Annotated in this window: 22 protein-coding genes; 9 read left to right on the top strand and 13 right to left on the bottom strand. The window is 42.6% G+C overall.

Annotated features, from left to right (window positions below; genetic code table 11):
- Positions 1 to 85: 85 nt before the first annotated feature.
- The 3 genes from FNK51_RS02755 to FNK51_RS02765 all read right to left on the bottom strand — a co-directional run bounded on the left by FNK51_RS02755 (position 86) and on the right by FNK51_RS02765 (position 4014).
- The gene (locus FNK51_RS02755) at positions 86 to 1801 is read right to left on the bottom strand and encodes a right-handed parallel beta-helix repeat-containing protein (protein ID WP_141992365.1); all 1716 of its coding nucleotides are present in this window, start codon (positions 1799 to 1801) and stop codon (positions 86 to 88) included.
- 465 nt (positions 1802 to 2266) lie between these two features.
- Positions 2267 to 2809, bottom strand: coding sequence for a hypothetical protein (locus FNK51_RS02760; protein ID WP_141992366.1), 543 nt, complete (start codon positions 2807 to 2809; stop codon positions 2267 to 2269).
- A gap of 8 nt (positions 2810 to 2817) precedes the next feature.
- Positions 2818 to 4014 carry a ParM/StbA family protein gene (locus FNK51_RS02765; protein WP_141992367.1) on the bottom strand — a complete coding sequence of 399 codons (1197 nt, stop codon included), beginning with the start codon at positions 4012 to 4014 and terminating at the stop codon, positions 2818 to 2820.
- A 1215-nt stretch (positions 4015 to 5229) separates the two neighbouring features.
- Here FNK51_RS02765 and FNK51_RS02770 point away from each other — a divergent pair.
- The 3 genes from FNK51_RS02770 to FNK51_RS02780 all read left to right on the top strand — a co-directional run bounded on the left by FNK51_RS02770 (position 5230) and on the right by FNK51_RS02780 (position 7852).
- Positions 5230 to 6750, top strand: a complete 1521-nt coding sequence (locus FNK51_RS02770; RefSeq protein WP_141992368.1) for an FAD-dependent oxidoreductase — start codon at positions 5230 to 5232, stop codon at positions 6748 to 6750.
- A gap of 109 nt (positions 6751 to 6859) precedes the next feature.
- Positions 6860 to 7054, top strand: a complete 195-nt coding sequence (locus FNK51_RS02775; RefSeq protein WP_076368446.1) for a YwbE family protein — start codon at positions 6860 to 6862, stop codon at positions 7052 to 7054.
- Positions 7055 to 7249: 195 nt separating this feature from the next.
- On the top strand, positions 7250 to 7852 hold the full coding sequence (locus tag FNK51_RS02780) for an SIMPL domain-containing protein (protein ID WP_181762161.1): 603 nt from the start codon (positions 7250 to 7252) through the stop codon (positions 7850 to 7852).
- Between the two features lie 56 nt (positions 7853 to 7908).
- Here FNK51_RS02780 and purU read toward each other — a convergent pair whose 3' ends face one another.
- Positions 7909 to 8811, bottom strand: a complete 903-nt coding sequence (purU, locus tag FNK51_RS02785) for a formyltetrahydrofolate deformylase (RefSeq protein ID WP_141992370.1) — start codon at positions 8809 to 8811, stop codon at positions 7909 to 7911.
- A 473-nt stretch (positions 8812 to 9284) separates the two neighbouring features.
- On the opposite strand from purU, the gene FNK51_RS02790 reads away from it, so the two are divergent.
- The 4 genes from FNK51_RS02790 (at position 9285) to FNK51_RS02805 (ending at position 13446) form a co-directional block, all read left to right on the top strand.
- On the top strand, positions 9285 to 10064 hold the full coding sequence (locus tag FNK51_RS02790; protein ID WP_098370270.1) for a transporter substrate-binding domain-containing protein: 780 nt from the start codon (positions 9285 to 9287) through the stop codon (positions 10062 to 10064).
- Positions 10065 to 10090: 26 nt separating this feature from the next.
- Positions 10091 to 10756 carry an amino acid ABC transporter permease gene (locus FNK51_RS02795; protein ID WP_098370271.1) on the top strand — a complete coding sequence of 222 codons (666 nt, stop codon included), beginning with the start codon at positions 10091 to 10093 and terminating at the stop codon, positions 10754 to 10756.
- An 11-nt stretch (positions 10757 to 10767) separates the two neighbouring features.
- Complete coding sequence (locus FNK51_RS02800) at positions 10768 to 11508, top strand: amino acid ABC transporter ATP-binding protein (RefSeq protein ID WP_141992371.1); 741 nt, start codon at positions 10768 to 10770, stop codon at positions 11506 to 11508.
- A gap of 285 nt (positions 11509 to 11793) precedes the next feature.
- Positions 11794 to 13446, top strand: a complete 1653-nt coding sequence (locus FNK51_RS02805; protein WP_098370273.1) for a glutamine--tRNA ligase/YqeY domain fusion protein — start codon at positions 11794 to 11796, stop codon at positions 13444 to 13446.
- Positions 13447 to 13509: 63 nt separating this feature from the next.
- Here the strand turns inward: FNK51_RS02805 and FNK51_RS02810 are convergent, their stop codons facing one another.
- The 9 genes from FNK51_RS02810 to FNK51_RS02850 form a co-directional block, all read right to left on the bottom strand.
- Complete coding sequence (locus FNK51_RS02810) at positions 13510 to 14364, bottom strand: STAS domain-containing protein (RefSeq protein ID WP_141992372.1); 855 nt, start codon at positions 14362 to 14364, stop codon at positions 13510 to 13512.
- Between the two features lie 22 nt (positions 14365 to 14386).
- The gene (msrB, locus tag FNK51_RS02815) at positions 14387 to 15346 is read right to left on the bottom strand and encodes a peptide-methionine (R)-S-oxide reductase MsrB (RefSeq protein ID WP_141992373.1); all 960 of its coding nucleotides are present in this window, start codon (positions 15344 to 15346) and stop codon (positions 14387 to 14389) included.
- Positions 15347 to 15501: 155 nt separating this feature from the next.
- On the bottom strand, positions 15502 to 16686 hold the full coding sequence (locus tag FNK51_RS02820; protein ID WP_098370276.1) for a NupC/NupG family nucleoside CNT transporter: 1185 nt from the start codon (positions 16684 to 16686) through the stop codon (positions 15502 to 15504).
- A gap of 262 nt (positions 16687 to 16948) precedes the next feature.
- The gene (locus FNK51_RS02825) at positions 16949 to 17413 is read right to left on the bottom strand and encodes a hypothetical protein (protein ID WP_181762162.1); all 465 of its coding nucleotides are present in this window, start codon (positions 17411 to 17413) and stop codon (positions 16949 to 16951) included.
- 127 nt (positions 17414 to 17540) lie between these two features.
- The gene (locus FNK51_RS02830; protein ID WP_141992375.1) at positions 17541 to 18779 is read right to left on the bottom strand and encodes a sensor histidine kinase; all 1239 of its coding nucleotides are present in this window, start codon (positions 18777 to 18779) and stop codon (positions 17541 to 17543) included.
- 10 nt (positions 18780 to 18789) lie between these two features.
- A complete protein-coding gene (locus FNK51_RS02835; protein ID WP_034316054.1) occupies positions 18790 to 19461 on the bottom strand; it encodes a response regulator transcription factor in 672 nt (223 codons plus the stop codon).
- Between the two features lie 110 nt (positions 19462 to 19571).
- The gene (locus FNK51_RS02840) at positions 19572 to 20741 is read right to left on the bottom strand and encodes an ABC transporter permease (RefSeq protein WP_286178552.1); all 1170 of its coding nucleotides are present in this window, start codon (positions 20739 to 20741) and stop codon (positions 19572 to 19574) included.
- Positions 20689 to 21429 (bottom strand): ABC transporter ATP-binding protein, encoded by a 741-nt coding sequence (locus FNK51_RS02845; protein WP_098370280.1) that lies wholly within the window; start codon positions 21427 to 21429, stop codon positions 20689 to 20691. Before FNK51_RS02845 ends, FNK51_RS02840 begins: the two co-directional genes overlap by 53 nt.
- 1 nt (position 21430) lies before the next feature.
- Positions 21431 to 22399: an efflux RND transporter periplasmic adaptor subunit gene (locus tag FNK51_RS02850; protein ID WP_141992376.1), complete on the bottom strand. Its 969-nt coding sequence runs from the start codon at positions 22397 to 22399 to the stop codon at positions 21431 to 21433.
- 268 nt (positions 22400 to 22667) lie between these two features.
- Between FNK51_RS02850 and FNK51_RS02855 the strand changes: the two genes are divergently transcribed.
- Both FNK51_RS02855 and FNK51_RS02860 read left to right on the top strand, forming a co-directional pair.
- Positions 22668 to 23006 carry a DUF485 domain-containing protein gene (locus tag FNK51_RS02855; RefSeq protein WP_141992377.1) on the top strand — a complete coding sequence of 113 codons (339 nt, stop codon included), beginning with the start codon at positions 22668 to 22670 and terminating at the stop codon, positions 23004 to 23006.
- Between the two features lie 14 nt (positions 23007 to 23020).
- Positions 23021 to 24559, top strand: coding sequence for a solute symporter family protein (locus FNK51_RS02860; protein WP_141992378.1), 1539 nt, complete (start codon positions 23021 to 23023; stop codon positions 24557 to 24559).
- Positions 24560 to 24589 lie beyond the last annotated feature (30 nt).

The raw sequence follows: 24589 nt of genomic DNA on the forward strand, positions 1-24589 counted from the left end.
TTAATATAGGTGTGACCTGTCCCTTTTTTAGAATGGGCCGTTTTAACTTTGAAACCCACTAGAGATTTGTCCTTCCCCTTGTTTTTCAGTGCATCAAATGGATTTCTTGCATGATTTTTTTCCTCACATTAGGTTTGTTCCAGTCAAGGAAGGCCGAGATGGCAATCCAGTCATCCAGGCGGTTGTAAACCGTCTTGTCCTGTACATGGATTTCATGCCCGACATCGGTAAATATATTATCCCTTTCAATCCCCTTATTTTTCATGTTCATAGAGGTAATGGCATAGTCATTTGTAGGGCTGCCGTTATTATGCGACCCTCTGATGCCGATGCCCGCTGAACTGAACTTTTCGTCGGATTCATGAATTTGGTTTATGATGTTTCCTTTGAGTTTGGTGAACTTGTTGGAACTAAGGATCACAATCCCATTGTTGAAGCAATTTTCAATGATATTGCCTTCAATAAGGGCATTTTTGGTCACATGAATGCTGATGCCTCCCCATTCCTCGACATTAGCCTGGACATTATTCACATAATTGCCTTTAATCACGACCGTTTGCAGGAATCCCATCTCTTTTTCAGTAAGATCATGGAATTGCGTTCCGTTGACCGCAATGCCTCGTTCGCTGACTATGGCATTTTTATCTATATCGTAATACGCATAATCATTAAAGGATTCACCATTGATCCTATTCCCTGCAATCGTAATATTGCCGGGTGGGTAAGCTGAGATATCCCCTCCCATGTAATCCATTCCCCCGACAATGATTGGAAAACGCGTGTTTAAGATGACATTATTCGTAAAGGAAACATTATGGCCTGAATGGGTGTCAATCCCTTCCCATCCAGGGTTGTTCGCCACCACATTCCCATCGACTGCGATAGTGTCACTTCGCGGGAACTTTGATTGAGTCATGGCATCTCCCGCATTGTCTTTCCGGTGGCTAAAGGCGATGCCATAGCTTTGTTTGGTATTGCCCACCGTTTCCCCTGGCCCAAGATCTCTCACTGTCGCATGCCTTACAGTCACGTTACTCGCAGAATAACCGCCGATGCCTGCATATCCAATATCTTTTATGATCATTTTGTTTCTTTTTCTCGAATCGGACCCTTTAATCGTGACTCCATTCACATGTTCTAAGTAAATGCCAAATCCCTCATACCCGGTGATTTGAACATCTTCGATCAGGATATTTTGAAGCCTCTGCAAATCACTTACAGTCGAATAGACAGACACCAAATCCACCGTGGATTTGGATTGATCGATTGCGGTAACCTCAATGCCCCTGTTCCGTGCCGCATAATAGTTCCTCGGTTCCCCAGTTTGGGGATCTTCCGTCCGTCGTTTCCCATCGAGTATCAGGTTTTTGACGCCCGTATGGCTCACCATGATTTTTATGGTGACAGAATCGCTCGAGGGCTGGGTACACATTGTCGTGACGGGTCTTCCATTCTCCATCGTCCCTTCTAATGTGACCCCTGCTTTCATCATAATAAAGGCACTCGCCGTGAACTGGCCTTTTGACAAACGAACCGTTCCCCTTTTCCCATTCGATACATCTTGCGGGTAGTCGGAAACCCTCGTAATGGCCTCATTAACGATTGCCCGGATCGTTGTGGTGGAATAGTTCGCCTCTAGTGACAGCGTTTGTTTTACCTTCCCTTTATTGTCCAATAACTGAATCAACGTTCCCGTTGTGGGTCCGCACACTTCGTTTGCCCCGACGGCCGTTGACTGGAGGGAGATGAACGCCATGGTGAACACGGTAAATATTCCTGCAATTTTATATAATCGTTTCATCTAAAACTCCCATGTCTTTTTTTATTCTTTGACAGTTTTTTACGTATTCCGAAGACTGATGACAAAGACACCATATTCGACCTAAAAAAGAGGGGGCGCACATCTAATGTTACATGGGAAGTGAAATGTGCATTTCTCAAAATCAACATAACATGTGTTAATTTTGGAACAGTCGCTTAAACTTACGGCTAATCTGTATGGAATAAAGGGGTAGCCGGATTGTGATTCGGGGAAACAACCTTCTTCCGTCGCCATTGAAAAGTGAAGGGCCGGTTGATGCGTGTTTATTCAAAGAAGGGATGTGTCTGTCCATGACAAGGGGGGGTTACATCCGTCACGAAAAAAAGCCTTTCCCCGGTTGTTTACGGGAAAAGGCTGATGTCTAGTTCAAAGGGGTTTGTGTCATTAACCCCCGCAAAAGAAAAAGGAGGATATTCAACTTATCGTCAAATATCCTCCAAAAGTTCACTGGTTCATTTGATCAAGAAAATCACCCAGGAGATCGTCGAGATTTTCCTCTTCCGGTTCGGAATCTTCCACTTGTTGTTCTGGTTCATTCAAACTCCAATCAAAGTCATCCAGGTTCTTCTTAGGCAGGTATTTTGGGGCCTCCTCGGCTTCCTTATCTTCAGGCTCGGCCTGGACATACAGTTCCTCATTCAGTTCATTATTGTTCAAAGAGGCAAGCAGGGCCGTAGCGCGTAAAGGATCGGATAAAAGGTGGTACATAATCGTTCCAAGCATAGCTTCTGAGTGGGAATGCTTGAGCCAATCACGCTGAGATTTGCTTAGTTTGTTCGGCATGGGCAGGGCAATCATTTCCCGATCCTGATGGGAGGATTGCCCGACTCCATCGAGAACATACTCGGCAATTTTACTGGAAAAATTCCTTCTTTCCGTTTCCTTCAATTTCTGCAGCTGTCTTAACGTATAGTCTGATACATCCGAAGGGATACGAAAAGTGATGGCTTGTCCTCTTTTAATTTCAGAAGAAGCTGTTTTTTTCATTCTCTCACCTATTTAATGGAGCCCGTTCTTTGTTCTTTCTTCTTTTGCTGTGACTGATTCTGTTCCTTTGTATTCCGGCGGCGATTAAAATCCGAAATCAATTTATAATAGGCGTTTGCCATCATCCAAACGCTTTCCCGCTCATCTTCGAAAAAGTCTATATTGTAGCCATCGAAATTTTGATTCAATGTTTTCAAGTAATCTTTCAGGACAATCGATCCCCCGCCTACAAAATAGCAGATTTCCGTTTGGGAATTTTTTTGCCATACGTTGCGCAGGTGACGATATTGCTTTTTGGCCAGTTCACCTAAAATGCGGTCGACGATATCATGGACGCTTGTCCTGCTTCCGCGAACCATAATATGATTGCGATCATTTTTCTTCGTGATGATTTCGACGACGTCGCGCCTGCTATCCAGCTCGACACCATGTTTCTTCCTGATTTCTTCACGAATCGATTCAAGGGCTTCAGCTACTCCCAAATTAAATCCTTGTGCTTTGTCATCGTCAACTTTACGATTTTTAATGACAGCGATATCCGTCGATAATCCACCGATATCCTGGATGAGTATTCTTCTATCTATTAATTCACGGTTAATAATATTCAAATCTTTATCCATGACCAAATTTATGTATGCAGCAAAGCCCTCTGGATAGACTTTCACTTCATCAAATTTGATATTAACCTTTATGCCTTGGTATTTAGGAGTAATTAAAAATTCCACCTGGTGGACTGAACCAAGTAATTTCGAGCGGTATCCGACGTCTTTCCCTTCTTTAACCTCCCGAAGTGGCAACCCTGTTCCAAGCGTATAGTTGGCTTCCACAACGTTATTCACTTTTTTGAATGTATCGTTGTCCCCCAACTTGGCAGCGTCTAATGCAAGAGCCGCAAAAAGCATGACTAATGTTTGATCTTCTTCCGATTTACTGCTTCCTAAATCCAATTCAGTAGGATTATCACTTTTTGTCGCCAAGTTCCCAACGCGATAAATCGCATTATTATCTTGAAGGGCTGGTGAATGGACCCTAATATGAATCCCTTCCAATGGGTTTTTTTCATCAAGTTCCTCAATCCCAATGACCGGACGGTCCTCTATGTCTTTTGCAATGACATTTGGTATATATAGTTCAGACTCTAGCTTTCCAAAAATAGCCTTGATAGCATCATTTCCTACGTCTACTGCTGCGATTCTAGAACTCATCTAAAAACATCCCCTTTTTTATAGAAAAAAATTTTAAGTGAAGCTTTCCCTTTAAGGATAGAAAAAGTTGCCTCGATAGTCAATCCTTCATAAGTTGTAGCTATATTTGTCGAATTGTTTTCAAATTGTTTACAATAGGAACAAGTATGTATACACCTTATATATAGCAATGTGTACGTTTTTGTAAACATGTATACTTATTTGTGTACATTACATCTATTTTTGTTTACATGTATACATTTTTGTAAACAAACCAAATAATGTATTTTTTTACTCTTTCTTCTTACAAAAATAAGCGTATAAATAGCGAATTTGGATATGGTAATAAATGGACAATTTACAAATGAACTGTTTGGAGGTATTCAAATGACTGAAAAAAATCAGACCTTCCCCGGTTTCCGGAACCCTATTGGCGCAGTGCGTTAACTTTCCCATCTTTTTCTAAACTAGAAATAGATATAAACTCTGATGTCTTAATAGTAGGCGATGGAATTACAGGGATTACTCAGTTTAACAAGGTATTAAAGTTACACTGATAGAGGCTGGCGAAATCCTTAACGGATCAACGGGACACACCACAGCATGGCCTGATTTACGATTTGTTTGTTCACTAAAACATGGTGAAAAGAAAGCCAAACTATATTATGTAGCCAATGCAGAAGGAATTGGCTTATCAAAGACTTGGTAGAAGAACATTCCATTGAATGTAATTTGACTGCAATGGATACCTATATTCACGCAAATACTGATGAATATAAAAGTGAAATTCCAAAAGAACTAAAAGCCTATCGAAACTAGCCATTCGCGGGATTATGCAGAAGAAATCCCTTTCTCCATTCCTTGTAAATCTTCCATGATCCAAGCACAGTTTCACCCCTTTAAAATATTTAACGGCCCTCCTCTCCACGATTCTGGAAGCTGAAAAAGTTTCCACGATAGTCAATGCTTCATTAATAGTAGCTATAATTTCCGAATTGTTTACAATAGGAACAAATATGTGTACGCCTGATATATAGCCATGTGTACGTGTTCGTAAACATGTATGCGTTTTTGTTTACAATACATCTATTTTCGTTTACATGTATACGTAATCGTAAACAAACCAAATAATGTATTTTTTTAATATTTCTTCTTACAAAAATAAGCGTATAAATAGCGGATTTGGGTATGGTAATAAATGGACAATTTACTAATGAACTGTATGGAGGTATTCAAATGACTGAAAAAAATACAGACCTTCCCCGATTTCCGGAACCCTATTGGCGCAGTGCGTTAACTTTCCCATCTTTTTCTAAACTAGAAACAGATATAAACTCTGATGTCTTAATAGTAGGCGGCGGAATTACTGGCATCACTTCTGCTTATCTACTAGCTAAACAAGGTGTTAAAGTCACACTGATTGATGCAGGCGAAATCCTAACTGGAACGACAGGACACACTACAGCAAAAATCACGGCCCAGCATGGCTTGATTTATGATCAATTGATCACTGACCATGGCGAAGAGAAGGCCAAACTTTATTATGAAGCCAATGCAGAGGGAATGAAGCTGATCAAAGACTTGGTAGAAGAACATTCCATTGAATGTAATTTGACTGCACAGGATGCCTATGTCTACGCAAATACAGATGAATATAAAATCAAAATTCAAAATGAACTGAAAGCCTATCAAAAACTCGGCATTCGGGGGGATTATTCAGAGAATATCCCTTTCTCCATCCCTTCTAAAGCTGCCGTGATAATGAAAGATCAAGCACAGTTTCACCCGTTAAAATACTTAACTGCCCTCATTTCGACAATTCTCGAAAGTGGAGGCAAAATTTATGAACGGACAACGGCTATGAAGATTGAAGACGGCGATCCACCTACCGTTCTGACCGATACTGGACATACAATCAAAAGCAATCAGGTAATCGTTGCCTCCCACTTCCCTTTTAATGATGAAAAGGGCTTATACTTTGCCCGTGTCCATGTAGATAGGTCCTATGTACTTGGAATCAGGACTGAACAGGAATATCCCGGTGGGATGTATTACAGTGCAGACAGCCCTACCCGCTCCCTTCGCTATACGGAATTGGACAATGGGGAAAAACTTATACTAGTCGGCGGGGATGGTCATAAAACAGGCCAGGGAGTCTCGATGATCGAGCATTATGAAGCACTGAAGGACTTCAGTTCCCAATATTTCGATGTGAAGGACATTCCCTACCGCTGGTCGGCACAAGATATTGTGACACCGGATAATATCCCCTTCGTCGGACCAGTGACATCCAATAATCCAAATGTTCTGATAGCTACCGGCTATGCGAAATGGGGAATGACGAATGGGTCGATTGCGGCCAAGATCTTAACTGACCGGGTTTTGCAAAGGGATAACCGCTATGCAGACTTGTATGACCCCGCCCGTTTAAAAGGCATGAAGAATATAGTCCAAGATAATGCTGATGTAGCGAAGCATTTGATCAAAAGCAAATTGGCCGTCATTCATAAAACGCCGGAAGACATAGGAATTGATGAAGGAGCAATCGTGAAGGTGAATGGAGACAAGGCAGGGTGTTACCGAGATCATGATGGCCAGCTTCATATTGTCGATTCCACTTGTACGCACATGGGGTGTGAAGTTGCCTGGAATAGCGGCGACCGTACTTGGGATTGCCCATGCCATGGCTCCCGCTACTCCATCGCTGGTGAAGTGTTGAATGGCCCTGCTGTCGAACCATTGAAAAAAATACGCTGATGGTCACAGTGATTTTATCTAATAGTCGACTGGGTCCGATGTTTTCCTTATACTGAAGTTACTGCACGGTTGAATGGTTGCAAATAACTCTGAAAAGGATTGAATTGAAATGAACGGTAAAAATCGGAAGGACATTACCCCAGGTGCCTCTGTGGACATTGTACTTAAAGCAGATCAACGCAGCGGAAAACTGACAAGCGGCACTGTAAAGGATATTTTGACTAACTCCAGCACTCACCCTCATGGAATTAAAGTAAGATTGACTGATGGCCAGGTCGGCAGGGTTCAAGTCATTCATAAGTAACGCGCACTCGGTTCAGGCCGAGTGTTTTTTTGTGATCATTCGACCGAATTAATGACAATGGGATATTTCAATCATGTTTCCCGTTCATAATTCGTACAATAGGGGTGAGATTATCTCTTTTAAAAAAAGGCTGGTGTCAAAATGAAAGAATACAATACCCCTGATAGGGTTCATTACCGCAACGAGGAACATACAATGAAAGTTTCCGGCTCAGAGACGCTATCTGCCGCTCCGGATCAAGCCACAATCACCCTAGGAGTCATAACAGAGGATAAGGACCCGCAAAAGGCCCAGCAAGCCAATTCCCAAGCAATCGCAAATGTCATCGCATCACTCAAATCCGCAGGCATTCCCGAAGAGCAATTGAAAACGAGTGATTACAGAATCGATCCGCAATATGATTATATTGACGGAAAGGAATTGTTCAAGAACTACAAAGTCCAGCATATCATCCAAGCCCAAACGACCGACATCGAGAAAATAGGAAGCATAATCGACACGGCCGTCAGAAGCGGCGCCAATTCAATCACCAGCATCCGCTTCTCTTTATCCAACCCAGATGCATACTATAACCAGGCACTTTCTCTCGCTTTAAAAAATGCATACGAAAAAGCACTCTCCATGGCCCGAACACTAGGAATCTCATTGAACCCAGTCCCTAATAAGGTTGAAGAGCTATCTGAAACTGCAACACCGATGCTTTACCAAACAAGTACCTTTTCAAAAATGGCGACTACCCCGATTCAGCCTGGTGAATTGAACATCACTGCCTCAGTAAGGGTGGAGTACACGTACTAGCACTCACTAAATTCCATCCTAAAAACCCCCCTTGGTGAACAAAGGGGGGTTTCACTTTAAAAGACTACCGTCTTATTTTCATGAACAAGGACGCGGTCCTCCAAATGCCATTTAACGGCACGTGCCAGCACCCTGCGTTCAGCTGAACGACCGATTTTCTTCATATCCCCAGCAGAATCACGATGGTCCACACGTTCAATATCCTGCTCGATGATTGGACCTTCATCCAAATCATTCGTCACATAATGGGAAGTCGCCCCAATCAGCTTAACACCTCTGTCATAAGCTCTTTCATAAGGCCGTGCTCCAATGAATGCAGGTAAAAATGAATGATGTATATTGATGATCTTGTTTGGATGGGCCGCTACGAAGTCCGGCGTCAATATCTGCATATACCTAGCTAAGACAATAAGGTCCACTTTGAATTCTTCCAGAAGTCCAAGCTGTTTTGTCTCCACTTCCCTACGTATATCCTTATTTGCAGGAATGTAATAAAATGGGATGCCCATTGATTCGACAATTTGCCTTGTATCTTCATGATTACTGATGACTAGCGCAATATCAGCTAATAAATCCCCGCTTTGCCACTCCCATAGCAATTCCAGAAGACAATGCGGTTCCTTGGAAACGAAGATTGCCGTCCGCTTCAGATCACTCACATGGTTAAATGTCCATTGCATCGAGAATGCTGTCGAAACTTCCTGGAATGCCAGTTGCATATCCGCTGCCCTATCCTTCAATCCCGGACAATCGAATTCGATCCTGGTGAAAAAGGTACCGCCCTCAGGATTCATCGAATACTGACTCAATTCAACAATATTTGCATCATATTCTTTTAGAAAGGCAGTAACTGTCGAAACAATTCCTGGCCGGTCCGGACACTTTATAATCAAACGGCCTCTATCTTGATTCTTTTCGCGAAACTCCTGTAACTGTTCTTGCACAAAGTTGCTAACCATTTTCCCAACTGCCCTTCTTCTATTTTGCTATATTATACTTCAATTCATGGGCAAAATTAAAGTCAGTCAATTCAATACGGGATTTTGTTGGCAGACAACGAGGTCCCTTTTTGAAATCCTCCAGTTTTACCCCATCCCATTCATTAGATATGGTTTCGATAGAGTCTAAAACAACATCATGAATTGTTTCAAATTCATCTCTAGCGCTGAATCTAACTGAAATTTCTTACTCCACCAAATAATAATTGTCATTATTTCAGGAAATTACCGGTAATTTGGAAGGAAATGAAGGCAAAGGTCGAGAACCTTTATGAAATGCATAGTGAAGGGGATTCTTGAATGAAATGTCGGCATGTTCTGGACACCCTTTTTTATTTCAGTTTTAATTTCCCTAGTTAATGAGGTTATTACACTGCCTCATAAGGGTATAGACCATTCTATTAGTTTTTTTCAAAGGGGGAAATGAAATTATCATGAAATCATCAGTTACATTCATTGTATCCATTCTGGCTGTTCTCGGTCTTCTGTCCGGCTGTGCTGAAAAGGACCAGCTGGAGGATGGAAGCAAGCTGATCAATAAGGACCAGTTTGTTTTCGCTGCCTCAGGCGAATTCAAGCCATTCAGTTATGTCAATGATGACATGACCGTAACCGGATTCGATATTGAGGTCGGCGATGCAATAGCAAAGGAACTGGACCTGGAGCCAGTACCTAAACGGATAAAATTCAAAGGTATTGTGGAAGGTGTCAAAACCGGTCGGGCAGATGCCGCGGTTGCCAGTCATACAATCAATGAACAAAGAAGTAAACATGTTGCCTTCTCGACCCCTTATTACTACTCAGGTCCTCAAATTTTCGTCCGCTCAGATAGTGATATTAAAACGGTCGAAGATTTAAAGGGAAAGGAAGTTGCGGCTTCTAAAGGCTCCACGTACGCAACCACAGCAGAAAAGTATACAACCAATGTAAAAACCTATGACAGTGATATCACAGCCCTGAAAGCATTGAGCGGAGGACGTCATGATGCCGTCATCACCGACTTCGTAACCGGCAAGGAAGCGGCCAAGGAAGGTTTCGACGTCGAAGGAAGGCAATTGATCGAACGAAGCGAGCAGGCCATCGTACTGCCTAACGACAACCCTCAGCTGCTTGCACGTATCAACGAAGCACTTGAAAACCTCCGGGAAGATGGAACGCTTGCGGAAATCAGCAAAAAATACTTTGGTGAGGACATCACAACCAAGCCTGAATAAAGATTGATAGAAAGGGAGTCATTACATTGCCAAGTTTTTCACATTTTTTTGATACATTATTTAACTCCTCGGACGTATTCATCCGAGCCATGCTCCTCACATTGGAACTGACGGTAGTCTCCATATTGGTAGGAATCGTCATCGGATTGCTATTTGCACTTTTAAAAATTTCCAATATAAAAATTCTTGCATGGATTTCAGATACATATGTATTCCTGGTACGGGGAACACCCCTAATCGTACAGATATTCATACTCTATTTCGGTATCAGCAATCTCTTCTTACTGCCGGACTTCTGGGCGGCGTCACTTGCCTTGGCCTTCCATAATGGAGCTTATATCTCTGAAATTTTACGTGGTACGATCCAATCCATCGATAAAGGCCAAATGGAAGCCGGGCGCTCCCTTGGCATGAGCAACTCTCTCACATTAAGAAGAATCATCTTACCTCAAGCCTTCCGTCGCGCATTGCCGCCGCTAGGCAACCAATTCATCATCGGACTGAAAGATTCATCACTGGCAGCCTTCATCTCCATGAATGAGCTGTTTAACGTGGCGACTACGTTAGGTTCGAATAATTTCGATGAAATGACTTATTTACTGATTGTAGCGGTCTACTACTTGATTCTAGTGGCATTCCTGACCATTATCGTCAATTTATTCGAAAAGAAACTTTCCATTAGTGATCGATAGGGGGAATTGAAATGGAACAAAAAGAAATGATTCGCATTAGGAATTTAAATAAATCGTATGGAAGCCTGCATGTACTCAAAGATATTGATATGAAGGTACTGGATAGCGATGTTGTCTGTCTGATCGGGCCAAGCGGTTCCGGAAAAAGCACCCTGCTTCGCTGTTTGAATTATTTAGAGAAAAAAGACAGCGGGCAAATCCTCATTGAAGGAACTGAAATCCAACCGGGTACCCATGATATTAATAAAATCCGCGAGAAAGTCGGAATGGTTTTTCAGCATTTCTACCTCTTCCCGCATATGACCGTGCTTGAAAATGTCATCGAAGCACCGACTCACGTCAAAAAGGTCCCTAAGGCCAAGGTAATCGAGGAAGCAAGAGCATTGCTTGCCAAAGTCGGCTTATCAGATAAAGCGGATGTCTATCCAAGCAAGCTCTCAGGTGGGCAGAAACAGCGTGTGGCCATAGCCCGTGCCCTTGCCATGAAGCCTGATATCCTACTCTTTGATGAGCCTACCTCGGCTCTGGATCCCGAACTTGTCGGGGAAGTTCTTGCCACGATGAAGGAACTTGCATTGGAAGGGATGACAATGGTAGTCGTTACACATGAAATGAGCTTTGCACGTGAAGTAGGAGATTGGATTGTCTTCATGCATAATGGGAGGGTTGTCGAAAGCGGCCCGCCAAAAGAATTCTTCACCAATCCAAAAGAAGAGCGGACAAAAGAATTTTTGCAAACGACAGTCTTTTGATTTCCATCCTAAAATCTGTCTATTAGCGAGAATAATTTGTCATAGAGCCTAAATCACTAAAATAAGCAATACAGGCGTGACTTCCTGTATTGCTTATTTTGGGTTCCCTAAATTACATGATCAAAGTTTCAGGGATATTTTCTCTCTGATTGTACAAACTAAATACTTGATGAATTGTTTCAGATAAACCCTGATTCCGGCTCGAACATGGAAAAATATCTGTATTTATGGTATATATACAGGTAAAATTAAAAGAAGTATATAAATGAAAGAGGTCGAATTCAGTTGGAAAATAACTCTTCGAATTTTATTAAAAATATTATAAAAGATGATCTAGAGTCCGGAAAACATGATCATGTCATCACCCGCTTCCCTCCTGAGCCGAACGGATATTTACATATCGGGCACGCCAAATCAATCATTTTGAATTTTGGGGTGGCTGATGATTTCAATGGGAAAACTAACCTTCGTTTCGATGATACGAATCCATTGAAAGAGGATATTGAGTTTGTCAACTCCATTAAGGAAGATGTAAAATGGCTCGGTTACGACTGGGATAACCTTTTCTTCGCTTCCGACTATTTTGATGAAATGTATAAAAGAGCTGTGCTGCTCATCAATAAAGGACTGGCATATGTGGACGACCTTAATGCCGACCAAATCCGTGAATATCGCGGAACGCTGACTGAGCCGGGAAAAGATAGCCCCTACCGCAATAGAACTGTCGAGGAAAATCTTGAACTATTTGAAAAGATGCGCAGCGGTGAATTCGAAAACGGTGCAAAAGTATTGCGTGCCAAGATCGATATGAGCTCGCCTAACATCAATTTGCGTGATCCCGTCATATACCGTATCTCCCATACTGAACACCATAATACCGGCAACAAATGGTGCATCTACCCAATGTATGCCTTTGCCCACCCAATTGAAGATGCCATCGAGGGAGTCACACACTCCATTTGTACGCTAGAGTTCGAAGATCAACGCCCTCTTTATGACTGGATCGTTGAAAATTGTGAAATGGAAAGCAAGCCAAAACAATATGAATTTGGCCGTCTTAACCTGACCAATACAGTAATGAGCAAGCGAAAACTGAAGCAGCTTGTCGATGAGGGCTTCGTGGACGGCTGGGACGACCCACGGATGCCTACCGTTTCAGGCTTGCGGAGACGCGGATATACACCCGAAGCAATTCGTGCATTCTGCCAAGAGATTGGTGTCGCAAAAACAAGCGGTGTCGTAGACTCTCAAATGCTTGATCATTTCGTGCGGGAAGACTTAAAGCTGAAGGCTCCACGGACTATGGGTATCCTAAATCCGCTTAAAGTGGTCATCACCAACTATCCGGAAGGCGAGGTAGAATGGCTGGATGCTGAGGTCAATCCGGAAGTTCCTGAAATGGGCACACGGCAAATCCCGTTTTCACGTGAAATATATATCGAACAGGACGATTTCATGGAAAACCCGCCGAAAAAGTATTTCCGACTTTTCCCGGGCAATGAAGTCCGTTTGAAACATGCTTATTTCATTAAATGTGAAGAAGTGATAAAAGACGAAGCCGGTAACGTAATTGAACTTCGCTGCACATACGACATTGAAACGAAAAGCGGATCGGGCTTCACTGGCCGTAAAGTAAAAGGTACATTGCACTGGGTCGAAGCTTCACAAGCAGTTTCAGCAGAATTCCGCAACTACCAGCCTTTAATCTTGGATAAAGAAAATGATGAAGAGGAAGAAAAATCATTCCTGGACCGGGTAAACCCTGAATCTGTAGAAATTTTACAAGGATTTGTTGAGCCGAACATGAAAGATGTTAAGCCTCAGGATAAATTCCAATTCTTCAGGCATGGCTATTATAATGTCGATTCAAAACTCACTGCGGCCGATCACTTGGTCTTCAACCAAATCGTTGGGTTGAAAAGTTCATTCAAGTTATAGAATCACAGAAAAGAACCAGATTCCTAGCGGGATCTGGTTCTTTTCATTCTCTGCACCCTTATATCATTTTTTCTCGTAAAGTTTGATCCCTTGCTTGGAAAGGGCCTGTTTAAGAGTACTATGTGTCGAAACCAGACTAAAATCAAGACCTAACTGAATCGATGCCCGGGCCACTTCAGGACGAATCCCGGAAATGGTCGATTGAATGCCTAACAGGTTCAGGGTACTTATCAATTGATAGATCTGTTGGGCAACCATCGTATCTAAAAGGGAGACTCCCGATAAATCGATGAATAAGTGAGTGACATTTTTGCTAATGCATTTGCTTGGAGTCTCATTCAAAATTTCCTTTGCCCGATAGGTATCGATTTCACCAATTAACGGCAATACCGCAATGGCATCAACAATGGGAATGACAGGGGCGCCCAGTTCATTGATCAGCTCCTGTTGAGCTAGTAAACGTTCTTTTGTCAAAAGGTAATACTGCTCTGTGAACTCACGGTTCAACTGGTCGAATGCACGATTAATAAGCCGGCTCCACCGGATGATTATATCCTTCGTTATCCCCGTATCCTTTAGCATATAATCAGTGATAAAGGCCCAATATGTTTCACGAACCTTATTAAGCGCTTCCAACACTTCGTAAATGGGGGTGTCCGATTCAACCCTGCTCTTCGCGACAAGTGTGGCCCACTGCTCCATCGTTTCGATAAAAGCAGTTTTATCTTCAAGTAAAGCACTTGTCACTAACTTGATGGTCAGTGTATTCTGTTCTCTAAGAAGCTTTTCAATTTCCTCATTGGAGTCCATTGAATAGATGGACCCAGACTGCTTTTCCCTCAAAGCCAGCCAGTTTTCCGTAATCTTAGATGAATTATCAAGGATATATCGATATAAATTTTCATCTATTTTATCCATTTGCGTTCCCCTATCTCACTAGTTATTTCATTTTAAAAAGTATTAATAAGTCTCCATATCCCTCTCTCTCCATTTCATTTCTAGGAATGAATCGAAGGGCTGCAGAGTTTATGCAATATCTCGTGCCTTTAGGACTTGGACCATCAGGAAAAACATGTCCAAGGTGTGAATCGGCTTCCCTGCTGCGCACCTCGGTCCGGGTCATTCGGTGGCTGAGATCCATTTTTTCATTGACACTTGCGGACATGACTGGCTTGGTGAAGCTTGGCCACCCACAACCGCTATCATACTTATCCCGAGAGCTGAATAGAGGCTCCCCAGAAACGACATCCACATAAATGCCTTCTTCAAAGTGATCCCAATAAGCATTATCGAAAGGCGGCTCCGTGCCATTTTCCTGGGTGACATGAAACTGACTCTCCGTTAAGGTCTTTCTAAGATATGCATTATCCTTAGGCCAATTTTCTTTAATGAAAGCATCCCGGCCTGAACCTTTACGATACAATGCATAGCGGAACTGATTTTTCCGATAGAATTCTTGATGATATTCCTCAGCCTCGTAAAATTTCTCCGAGGGTAGAATACCCGTAACAATAGGTTTCTTAAACCGCCCGCTCATCATTAAATCTTCCTTCGATTGTTCTGCTTCCCTTTTCTGACGTTCATTAAGATAGAAAATGGCTGCCCTGTATTGCTTTCCCCTATCCGAGAACTGTCCTTCGTCATCCGTAGGATCGACTTGGCGCCAGAATATCTCCAATAACGTTTTATAGGAAATGATTGATGGATCGAATACCACTTGAACCGCTTCAACATGATCAGTCGAACCGGTAATCACTTGTTTATAACTAGGCGCGGCAAATTTACCGCCTGTATAACCTGATGTCACTGAAATAATACCATCCATTTCATCAAAGGGAGCAACCATGCACCAAAAACAGCCTCCTGCAAAGATAGCCGTTTCTTTTCCAGCCATCGTCATCCTAAAACTCCCCTTTCATGCCTGTCATTTTATGTATTATATACCAGCAAGCCAAACGCCTTCAAATTCAAAAATCGTTTTCTATTTTTGCTGTACAAATATAAAAGAGGCACTTAGGAGTAAACCCAAGTGCCCTTTTGTGTTAGATCCGTTAATTAAAGTATCACACTTACAATGATCGCTGATAAGATGCTGACAAGAGTCGCACCGTATAACAGCTTCAAGCCGAAACGGGCTACAACATTTCCCTGTTTTTCATGAAGTCCTTTGACTGCACCGGCAATGATTCCAATAGATGAGAAATTAGCGAATGAAACCAAGAAAACCGAAACGATCCCTATCGTCCTATCGCTCAAGGCTGCTGATGCTTCCCCTAGGCTCAGCATGGCAACGAATTCATTGGTTACCAGCTTCGTCGCCATGATTCCGCCAGCAGTCACGGTTTCTGATATCGGTACACCCATGATAAAGGCAAACGGTGCAAAGATATACCCCATGATGTCTTGGAAGCTGATTCCGAAGATCATGTCGAATATGCTGTTGATTCCTGCGATTAAAGCAACGAAACCAATTAACATCGCTGCTACAGTGATAGCAACCTTAAATCCATCCATGATATATTCCCCAAGCATTTCGAAGAAAGACTGCTTCTCTGCCCCTTCTTCAACAGGGAGAATATCCTCTTCATCCGTTACTGTATAAGGATTGATAATGGATGCAATGATAAATCCACCGAACATGTTAATAACAATTGCCGTCACAACGTACTTTGGTTCAATCATCGTCATATATGCACCGACGATCGACATCGATACAGTTGACATGGCTGATGCACAAAGCGTATACATGCGAGATGGCGGAATGGCACCGAGTTGTTTTTTCAAGGTTATGAAAACCTCGGATTGGCCCACTATTGCTGATGCAACCGCATTGTAAGATTCCAATTTACCCATCCCATTCACCTTACTTAGAAGGAATCCAATCCACTTCATGATGAACGGAAGGATCTTGAAGTGCTGTAAAATCCCGATTAATGCCGAGATGAAGACGATTGGAAGAAGGACATTTAAAAAGAATGGCGATGCTCCTTCGTTTACAATCCCGCCAAATACAAATGTGATCCCTTCATTTGCCCATTCTAAAAGTTTTCCGAAACCATCGGCAATCGAATTGATGATCACTAAACCAAACTTCGTATTCAATAATAAATAAGTTAAAATAAGCTGAATGACCACCATGAGGATAATCGGTTTAATTTTAACTTTCTTCCGGTCACTGCTGGCTAATAAAGCTAGTCCAAAAACAATAAGCAGCCCTAAAATTGCAATCAGAAATTTCATATATTCTGCCTCCACTAAGGGTGAATTTTATGATCGTGCATTACTAGTAGGTTACCCTCAAAAAAATTATGCAAACGTTTTCTCTTTTATCCAAAAAACATGTACGTACCTCTCTAGAAGTCTATATTAAACTAATATTTTTTTAAGTGCAATTATTATTTCCCTTTTTTAAAATAACAATTAGTGACAATAATGTTCATGAATTAAAAAAGAAGGCTCCCCTTCGAAAGGAACCTTCTCTTTCTTTAAATATTATTGACTTTTAGGCTGCTTTTTTTCTGGATATCACCGATGTGACTAATCCAAAGCCTCCAATGACAAAGATGATGATGGATGTAGCCAAGCCGCCTGCCCCTTGATAAAAGTTGATAAATTTAGCTGCAAAAGAGTCTCTGCCTTGGAAACCGCCACCGCTTGGCATCTCTCCTTGCGTTCCAGAACCATTAGGCCCGCCTTGGGGAGTTGTCCCCATATTGCCCTGTGTATCAATAGATGCCGTTTCCGCAGTTGAATCATCGGTCGCCGCACTGCTATTAGCCGGTTTTTCATTATCATTCGATTCTGTAGTGTTGCGGTCGGCAGGCTGACCCATCATCGCCTGTCGATTCACGGGTTCATTGCCGCTGCCATCCACATACATCATGATCCCGATGACTGCTTGGGCCATTAAAAGAACCGAAGCCAATATTCCAACCAAAAAGTGTATCTTACCAAGTCTTTTCATCAATGGTTTTCTCCTCCCGAAAATTAATGTATTTATATAAGATGATTATCTAAAAAGACCCTTAATTTTTCCTTAAGCAACAAGGAAAAAAGTAGGGTCTTTTTCGTATGGGATGGCATCTGAAGGCGGATTAATTTTTCCTTTGATTTCTCGGAAAAGTGATTTCAAAACGGGTGCGTTCATTCTGTTCACTTGTAACCTTGATGTTCCCTTGATGTGTGTTTACAATCCATTGGGCTATGGATAAACCTAAACCGGAGCCTTCATTTGCTGAACGGGATTGCTCGACTTGATAAAAACGGTTAAAAATCAAGGGGAGATCTTCCTGCGGAATGCCTTTTCCATTATCCTCTACTGTAAGAATGATGGATGAAGCATTCTTGATGCAGGATAGGGAAATCTCCCCGCCTTCCTCGGTAAATTTCATGGCATTATCCACCAAGATCACCAATAGCTGATGAATTCTCTCTTTATCGCCATGAAACACCAACTGTTCGGGAGCATGGCTAATAATTGATTTCTCTTGAAAAGAAGCTATATCCGTATACTGTTCCACGATATCCAAAAGTAAGTCATCAAGGAAAAAGTTCGATTTCTTAACTTCCATTTGATTCGAATCCGTTCTGGTCAAGGTTAAAAGTCCGTTAACAAGCTTATTCAATCGCCGGACTTCTTTCGAAATGATGGATATATCAACGGCTTTTTCCTCGATTGTCGCGTTCGGTGATTGAAATAGCAAATCAGCCCGCGATTGAATGACAGCAAGCGGCGTTCGAATTTCATGCGAAGCATCCGAGACAAACTGCTGCTGCTGATCCCAGGATTTCTTGACCGGAATCAGGGCCCGTCCTGCCAGAAGATAGCCAGCGCCTACCGCCACTAGACTTCCAATTCCCCCACCAACAAACAATATGAGCAGCAAGCGATCGAGCATTTCTTTTTCTGTATCCACATTCCTGATGAATTGTACCGTCATCTCTCCATACTCTGTATCGACCTTGGTGGAAAGTGCACGATGCGTCTGCCCATTTACCGATATTTCTTCAATCTCATCAAATCTTTTAGGGTAAAATTCCGATTCATTAACCTTAATAAAATTGTCTACACTCAGTCTTGGCTCAATGATCGTCTCATCCGGTCCCCAAACGATGACGCTTGGCCCAGGTCCTAAAAGAAACTCACCTTGAGGACGTCCGCCTCGCATGCCGCCATTATTGAAATCCCTGTAATCCTGTTTAAGTGAATCATTGACATCCATATAGATCTGATTTTCCGTATAGAAATAAATCGTTCTGCTTAATATGGCTATTAAGACAATAAAGACGATAGAATTCAATAATGTTAGTTGAAGTCGTGTTTTTTGGAACATAATGATCCCCTTATGGTTGTTTTAGCATATAACCAATACCCCGAACGGTTTGAATATCTTTATGGTAATTGAAAGGTTCCAGTTTTTTTCTAAGGTGATGGATGAACACTTCAACAATGGCAATCGTCGTATCTGAATCAAACCCCCAAATACGGTCGAAAATCTGCTCACGGGTCAGTATTTTCCCATTATTTTGAATTAGGTATTCCAGTAATTCAAACTGTTTCAAGGTCATTTTAATGACCTTTCCATCAACCAAAATATCCTTTTCTTTTTCCAACAGTTCAATATTGCGGTATTTCACATGCTGCTCAAGCGATATAATGCCACTCCTTCGAAGCAGGGCACGAATCCTGGCCTTAAGTTCCGGTGCCTGAAACGGCTTGACTAAATAATCATCGCCACCCATTTCCAATCCCCTGACACGATCCTCAAGTGCATCTTTTGCCGTCAAAAACAAGACACTTGTATCTATTTTTGCTTCCCTGATTTTCCGTACGATTTCAAATCCATCGATTCCCGGAAGCATTACATCCAAAATGATGATATCGTATATACTCTGCTGAGCCATGAATAACCCATCTTCCCCATTATCCGCTGTATCCACTTCATATTCATCTGTCAAAATTTGTCGGATCGATTCTAATAATGAAACATTATCTTCTACCACCAAAACCTTCATGCAGGGTACCTCCCAACCGCCTCAATTGTGATATATATGTTGATTTTATCCTTTTTCATAAGCAAAAGAAAGCGGGCTTTTAATCGCCTGCTTTCTCTCAAATTGTATGTTCATTCGTGACGCAGTGCCTGGATTGGATTTAACTTGGATGCCTTATTGGCAGGAAATACGCCAAACATTATCCCGATTAAAATGGAGAATAAGAAGGCAAACAGTGTTACCGACCATGAATAACTGATCGTTAAACTTGAAAAAACTGAAATCAATTTTGCGATTCCCAATCCAATTCCAACTCCCAATAGTCCCCCTAAGCAGCTCAGGACCATCGCTTCAATTAAAAACTGAAGAAGAATCGATTTCCGATTTGCCCCAATTGCTTTTCTAATCCCGATTTCCTTCGTTCTCTCTGAGACGGAAACCAACATGATATTCATGATTCCAATTCCGCCCACCAGTAACGAAATACTGGCAATACCGCCAAGCATGAGTGTGAACGTATCCGACACAGAGCTCATTGTATCCATCAGATCTTCTTGATTGGACACCGAATAGTTATCACTTTGTTCTGGGAATGATGTGGTCATCGCACCCTGGACCTGGTACATCACCCTATCTATGATATTCTCGTTCTCCGCTTTTAAATATACGGTTCCGATTGTCGTGCTGCCTGTAACCCTTTCGGCAGTGGTGATCGGGGCAATGATTACATCATCCCCGCTCGATCCCATTGAGGTGCCTACCGATTTCAGCACACCGATCACGCGATAGGAAACACCGCCGATAAGCACGTTCTGGTCCACAGCTTTTTGATTTTCAAAAAGCGTGTTGGCTGTATCCGACCCCAGGACAACGACCTTGGAGCGTAATTCCGTTTCCATATCCGTCAAAAACCGACCTTGGCTGAGCTCCAGATCCCTAACTGATAAGTAGGATGAAGTTGCACCGGTCATTGAAACCTGTGCCGTAGCTTCTCCATTTTTTGCATAAACGCGTCCGGTGACCACAGGCGCCACTTCCGATATCCCGTTCAGCTCTTTAAACTGTTCAATTGTATCATCCGTCAGCTCCACGGAGTCAGTATCCGTGACACTTACCGTTATCAGATTCGTTCCCAGGCTATTGATCTCATCCTGAACGGACTGTGAGGAACCCTGCCCGATCGAAACCAGAACGATTACGGAGGCAACTCCAATTATGATCCCAAGCATGGTTAAAAATGCTCTGACTTTATTGGTTTTGATACTGCGTATAGCCATCTTCATTGATTCGCTCAGATTCAATCCAATCACCTCCGTTTTCAAATAGCTGACCATCCTGTATCCGGACGACACGAGTCGCTTCTTTTGCCACTTCCAAGTCATGGGTTATAAGAATGATTGTTTGTCCCTTTTCGTTCAATTCTTTCAGCATCTGCAGCACTTCTTTACTCGTTTTACTATCCAGGGCCCCCGTCGGCTCATCCGCCAATAAAACGGGAGGGTTACCGGCAAGTGCCCTTGCAATCGCAACTCTTTGCTGCTGTCCGCCCGACAGTTGGGTCGGCAGATGATTCTTCCGGTCACTCAGGCCTACCATATCAAGGCATGCATTGGCCACTTCTCTTCTTTCCTTCACGCTTGCCCCTCTATAAACCAGGGGAAGTTCGACATTCTCCAACGCTGTCAGTTTTGCCAACAGGTTAAAATTTTGAAAGATAAATCCTATTTTAATATTACGAATGGCAGCTAACTCATTATCCTTCATCTTTTCCACTTCTTTTCCATCAAGAAGATATTCACCTATGTCAGGCTTGTCAAGGCAGCCAATCATATTCATGAACGTCGATTTCCCTGACCCAGAAGGACCGATGATCGAAATGAAATCGCCTTTATCGATTGTAAGACATACATCTTGAAGTGCCTTAACCGTTTCGCCGCCCAATTCATATGATTTAGACATGTTCTTAATTTTTATGATGGGTTTCGCCATTTTACTGACCTCCCTTGCCGCTTGGCATTCCGCCACCGTTTGGCATTCCGCTGCTCGGCATTCCGCTGCCGCTCGGCATTCGTATTTCGCCTCCTTGGCCTCCCCTCATTCCATCGCCGCCACTTCCAGTCGAGCTTTCATTGATGGTAATTGGCAAGGAAACAGACTGGCCCTCTTCAAGACCCGAAGTTATTTCAATATACCTATCATTGCTGATCCCAGTCTCAACCGCTGTCTTTGTACTAGCAGTTCCTTCAGTTGTACCGGATTGTTGTATATTTACATATTTCTCTTCACCGTCCATTTGGACTGCTTCAATCGGAACATATAAAGCATCTTTTACACTATTCGTCAAAATGCTCACTTCAGTCGACATCCCAATTTTTATATCGCCGGGTTTGTCAATTTTGATAGTGACATCGAACGAAGAAACTCCATTCTCATATGTACCTTCCTTTGCTACACTGGTCACTTCCCCCGTAAATGTTTCATCTTCAAAAGCACTGGCTTTAATTTCAACTGTTTGTCCTTTTTTAACATTTGGAACATCCAATTCATCAACACTGATCGTGGTTTTCAATTTTTTATAATCCGTAACATGTGCCAACACTTCACTGCTTGATACACGATCCCCTTCTTCTACATCCATCGTTGTAACCGTACCATCGAATGGGGCCGTTATCGGGTCACTTCCATCCGTGAAGGTAATAAGTTCATCACCTTTCTCAACCAATTCATTCTTCTCTACAAGGACTTCATCCACTTCACCCGTTACAGAGGAAGTGATGTCCTCACTATTGATAGCGGCGACCGATCCGGAACCGCTTATTTGAACTTCAAGATCTCCCTTTTCAACTGTTGCGGTCACCGACTTTGCAATGACAGGCTCAGCATTGTCCCTCATGAAAAACCAAGCGCATCCCCCAATCGCCAGCACTAAAACCGTACATATCATTATCATCTTTTTCATTACTTTTCTCCTTTCAGATTTCCTTCGTTGAAACCAGTATCGTGAAAGAAGCTTAACTTTTCCTTAATGGTCATGTGTTTGATTTCCATGATCTTTCGTTTATATAGCACACTCCCTTGCTTGTACGAAATAATTAAAACGATGTCGAACGAAAAAAGATTTAATTTCAGCATTTAAATTTACAATATATTCTGAAAATTATATACTGATACTGTTATCGGAAATTGGTAATGAAATCCAAATCAATGATGATGAAGGGGGAACCAACTTGGCATCAAACGATTCAATCGCTAAGGAAACCGAGGTAAGCGCTTCCACAGACTACACCAAGATTGTCCAATCACAATCTTTTCAAGAACTCTTAAGGAAAAAACGCAATTTCATCGTCCCGCTATCCATCTTTTTCATGGTCTTTTATTTCACCTTACCCATACTAACATCCTATTCTAAAGTTCTTAACTCAATTGCTTTCGGGACAATCAGCTGGGCCTGGATTTTTGCCTTCGCCCAATTTATCATGACCTGGACATTATGCATCCTCTATTCCAAAAAAGCTGCGACATTTGACCGATTAGTGGAAAAAATCGTTAAAGAAGCGAAAGGATAAAAGGTGAATTCATAATGAATATACTTGCTTTTATATTATTCCTAATCATTGTCGGACTAACATTGGTCATTACCTATTTTGCTTCACGGCGCACCAAAACGACCGCGGACTTTTATACGGCGGACAGCAGCCTTACCGGTTGGCAGAATGGCTGGGCCATTGCGGGAGATTATATGTCCGCTGCCTCATTTTTGGGGATAGCCGGCATGGTCGCACTCTCTGGATTTGATGGTTTTTTCTATAGCATAGGTTTTCTGGTTGCGTATCTGGTCGTTCTTTATATCGTGGCCGAACCGCTCCGTAACCTTGGCAAGTATACATTGGCGGACATGATCGCTGCCCGTTTCAATGAAAAGAAAGTACGCGGGGTCGCTGCCCTTAACACCATTTCCATTTCAACCTTTTATATGATCGCCCAATTAGTCGGTGCAGGTGCCCTTATAAAACTCTTACTTGGAATTGATTATCTTTACTCCGTCATCATTGTAGGCATTTTAATGACCGTATACGTCGTATTCGGCGGCATGACGGCCACTAGTTGGGTTCAAATCGTTAAAGCCGTTTTATTGATGGCAGGTACATTCATCATCTCCATCATCGTGTTGGCGAAATTCGACTTTAGCGTGATCGAGATGTTCAAGCAGATGAAAACGGCCACTCCTTTGGGCGGGGATTTCCTCAACCCCGGTAACAAATTCAAGGATCCATTGGACACTTTATCCCTTAATTTAGCGCTTGTACTCGGTACAGCTGGACTTCCTCACATTCTCATCCGTTTCTTTACGGTGAAAGATGCCATCACAGCCCGAAAGTCCGTTGTATATGCCACTTGGATCATTGGCATCTTTTATATAATGACCATTTTCCTGGGATTTGGAGCGGCAGCTTTTGTTGGATACGACAAAATCATTGGCGCGAATGCGGCCGGGAATATGGCTGCTCCGCTGCTTGCCGAAGCCATTGGGGGTGACTTCCTGTTCGCCTTTGTCTCTGCAGTTGCTTTCGCTACCATTTTAGCGGTTGTCGCAGGCCTCGTTCTATCGGCAGCATCTGCCTTTGCCCATGACTTCTATGGCCACATCATCCGGAAGGGCCAAGCCACTGACAAGGAACAAGTCGTTGCTGCTCGTTGGGCATCCATCGGAGTATCCGTCCTCTCCATCATCCTTGCCTTATTTGCCCAAAACATGAATGTCGCCTTCCTTGTTTCACTTGCCTTTGCCGTCGCTGCCAGTGCCAATCTGCCCATCATTGTCTTCACGGTATTCTGGAAACGTTTTAACACAGCTGGGGCTGTCACGGGCATGATAGTTGGACTGGTCAGTTCTTTATTGCTTGTGTTCCTAAGTCCCAATGTCTGGTCACCTGTAGAGGGAGCGGCAATATTCGTTGGGGAGCCATTATTCCCGCTTGCCAATCCAGGCATCATCTCCATCCCGATTGGTTTTATCGCAGCCATCGTCGGAACACTTCTGTCAAGCAAGAAAGCTGATGCCAAAAAATTCGACGAGATTTTGGTTACTGCTAATACTGGGATGAAAGATCCTATATAAGCTAGATTTATTATTATTTTAAAATATTAA

This window comes from Bacillus sp. B4EP4a, from assembly GCF_006680105.1.
Classification (GTDB): Bacteria; Bacillota; Bacilli; order Bacillales; family DSM-1321; genus Peribacillus; species Peribacillus simplex_E.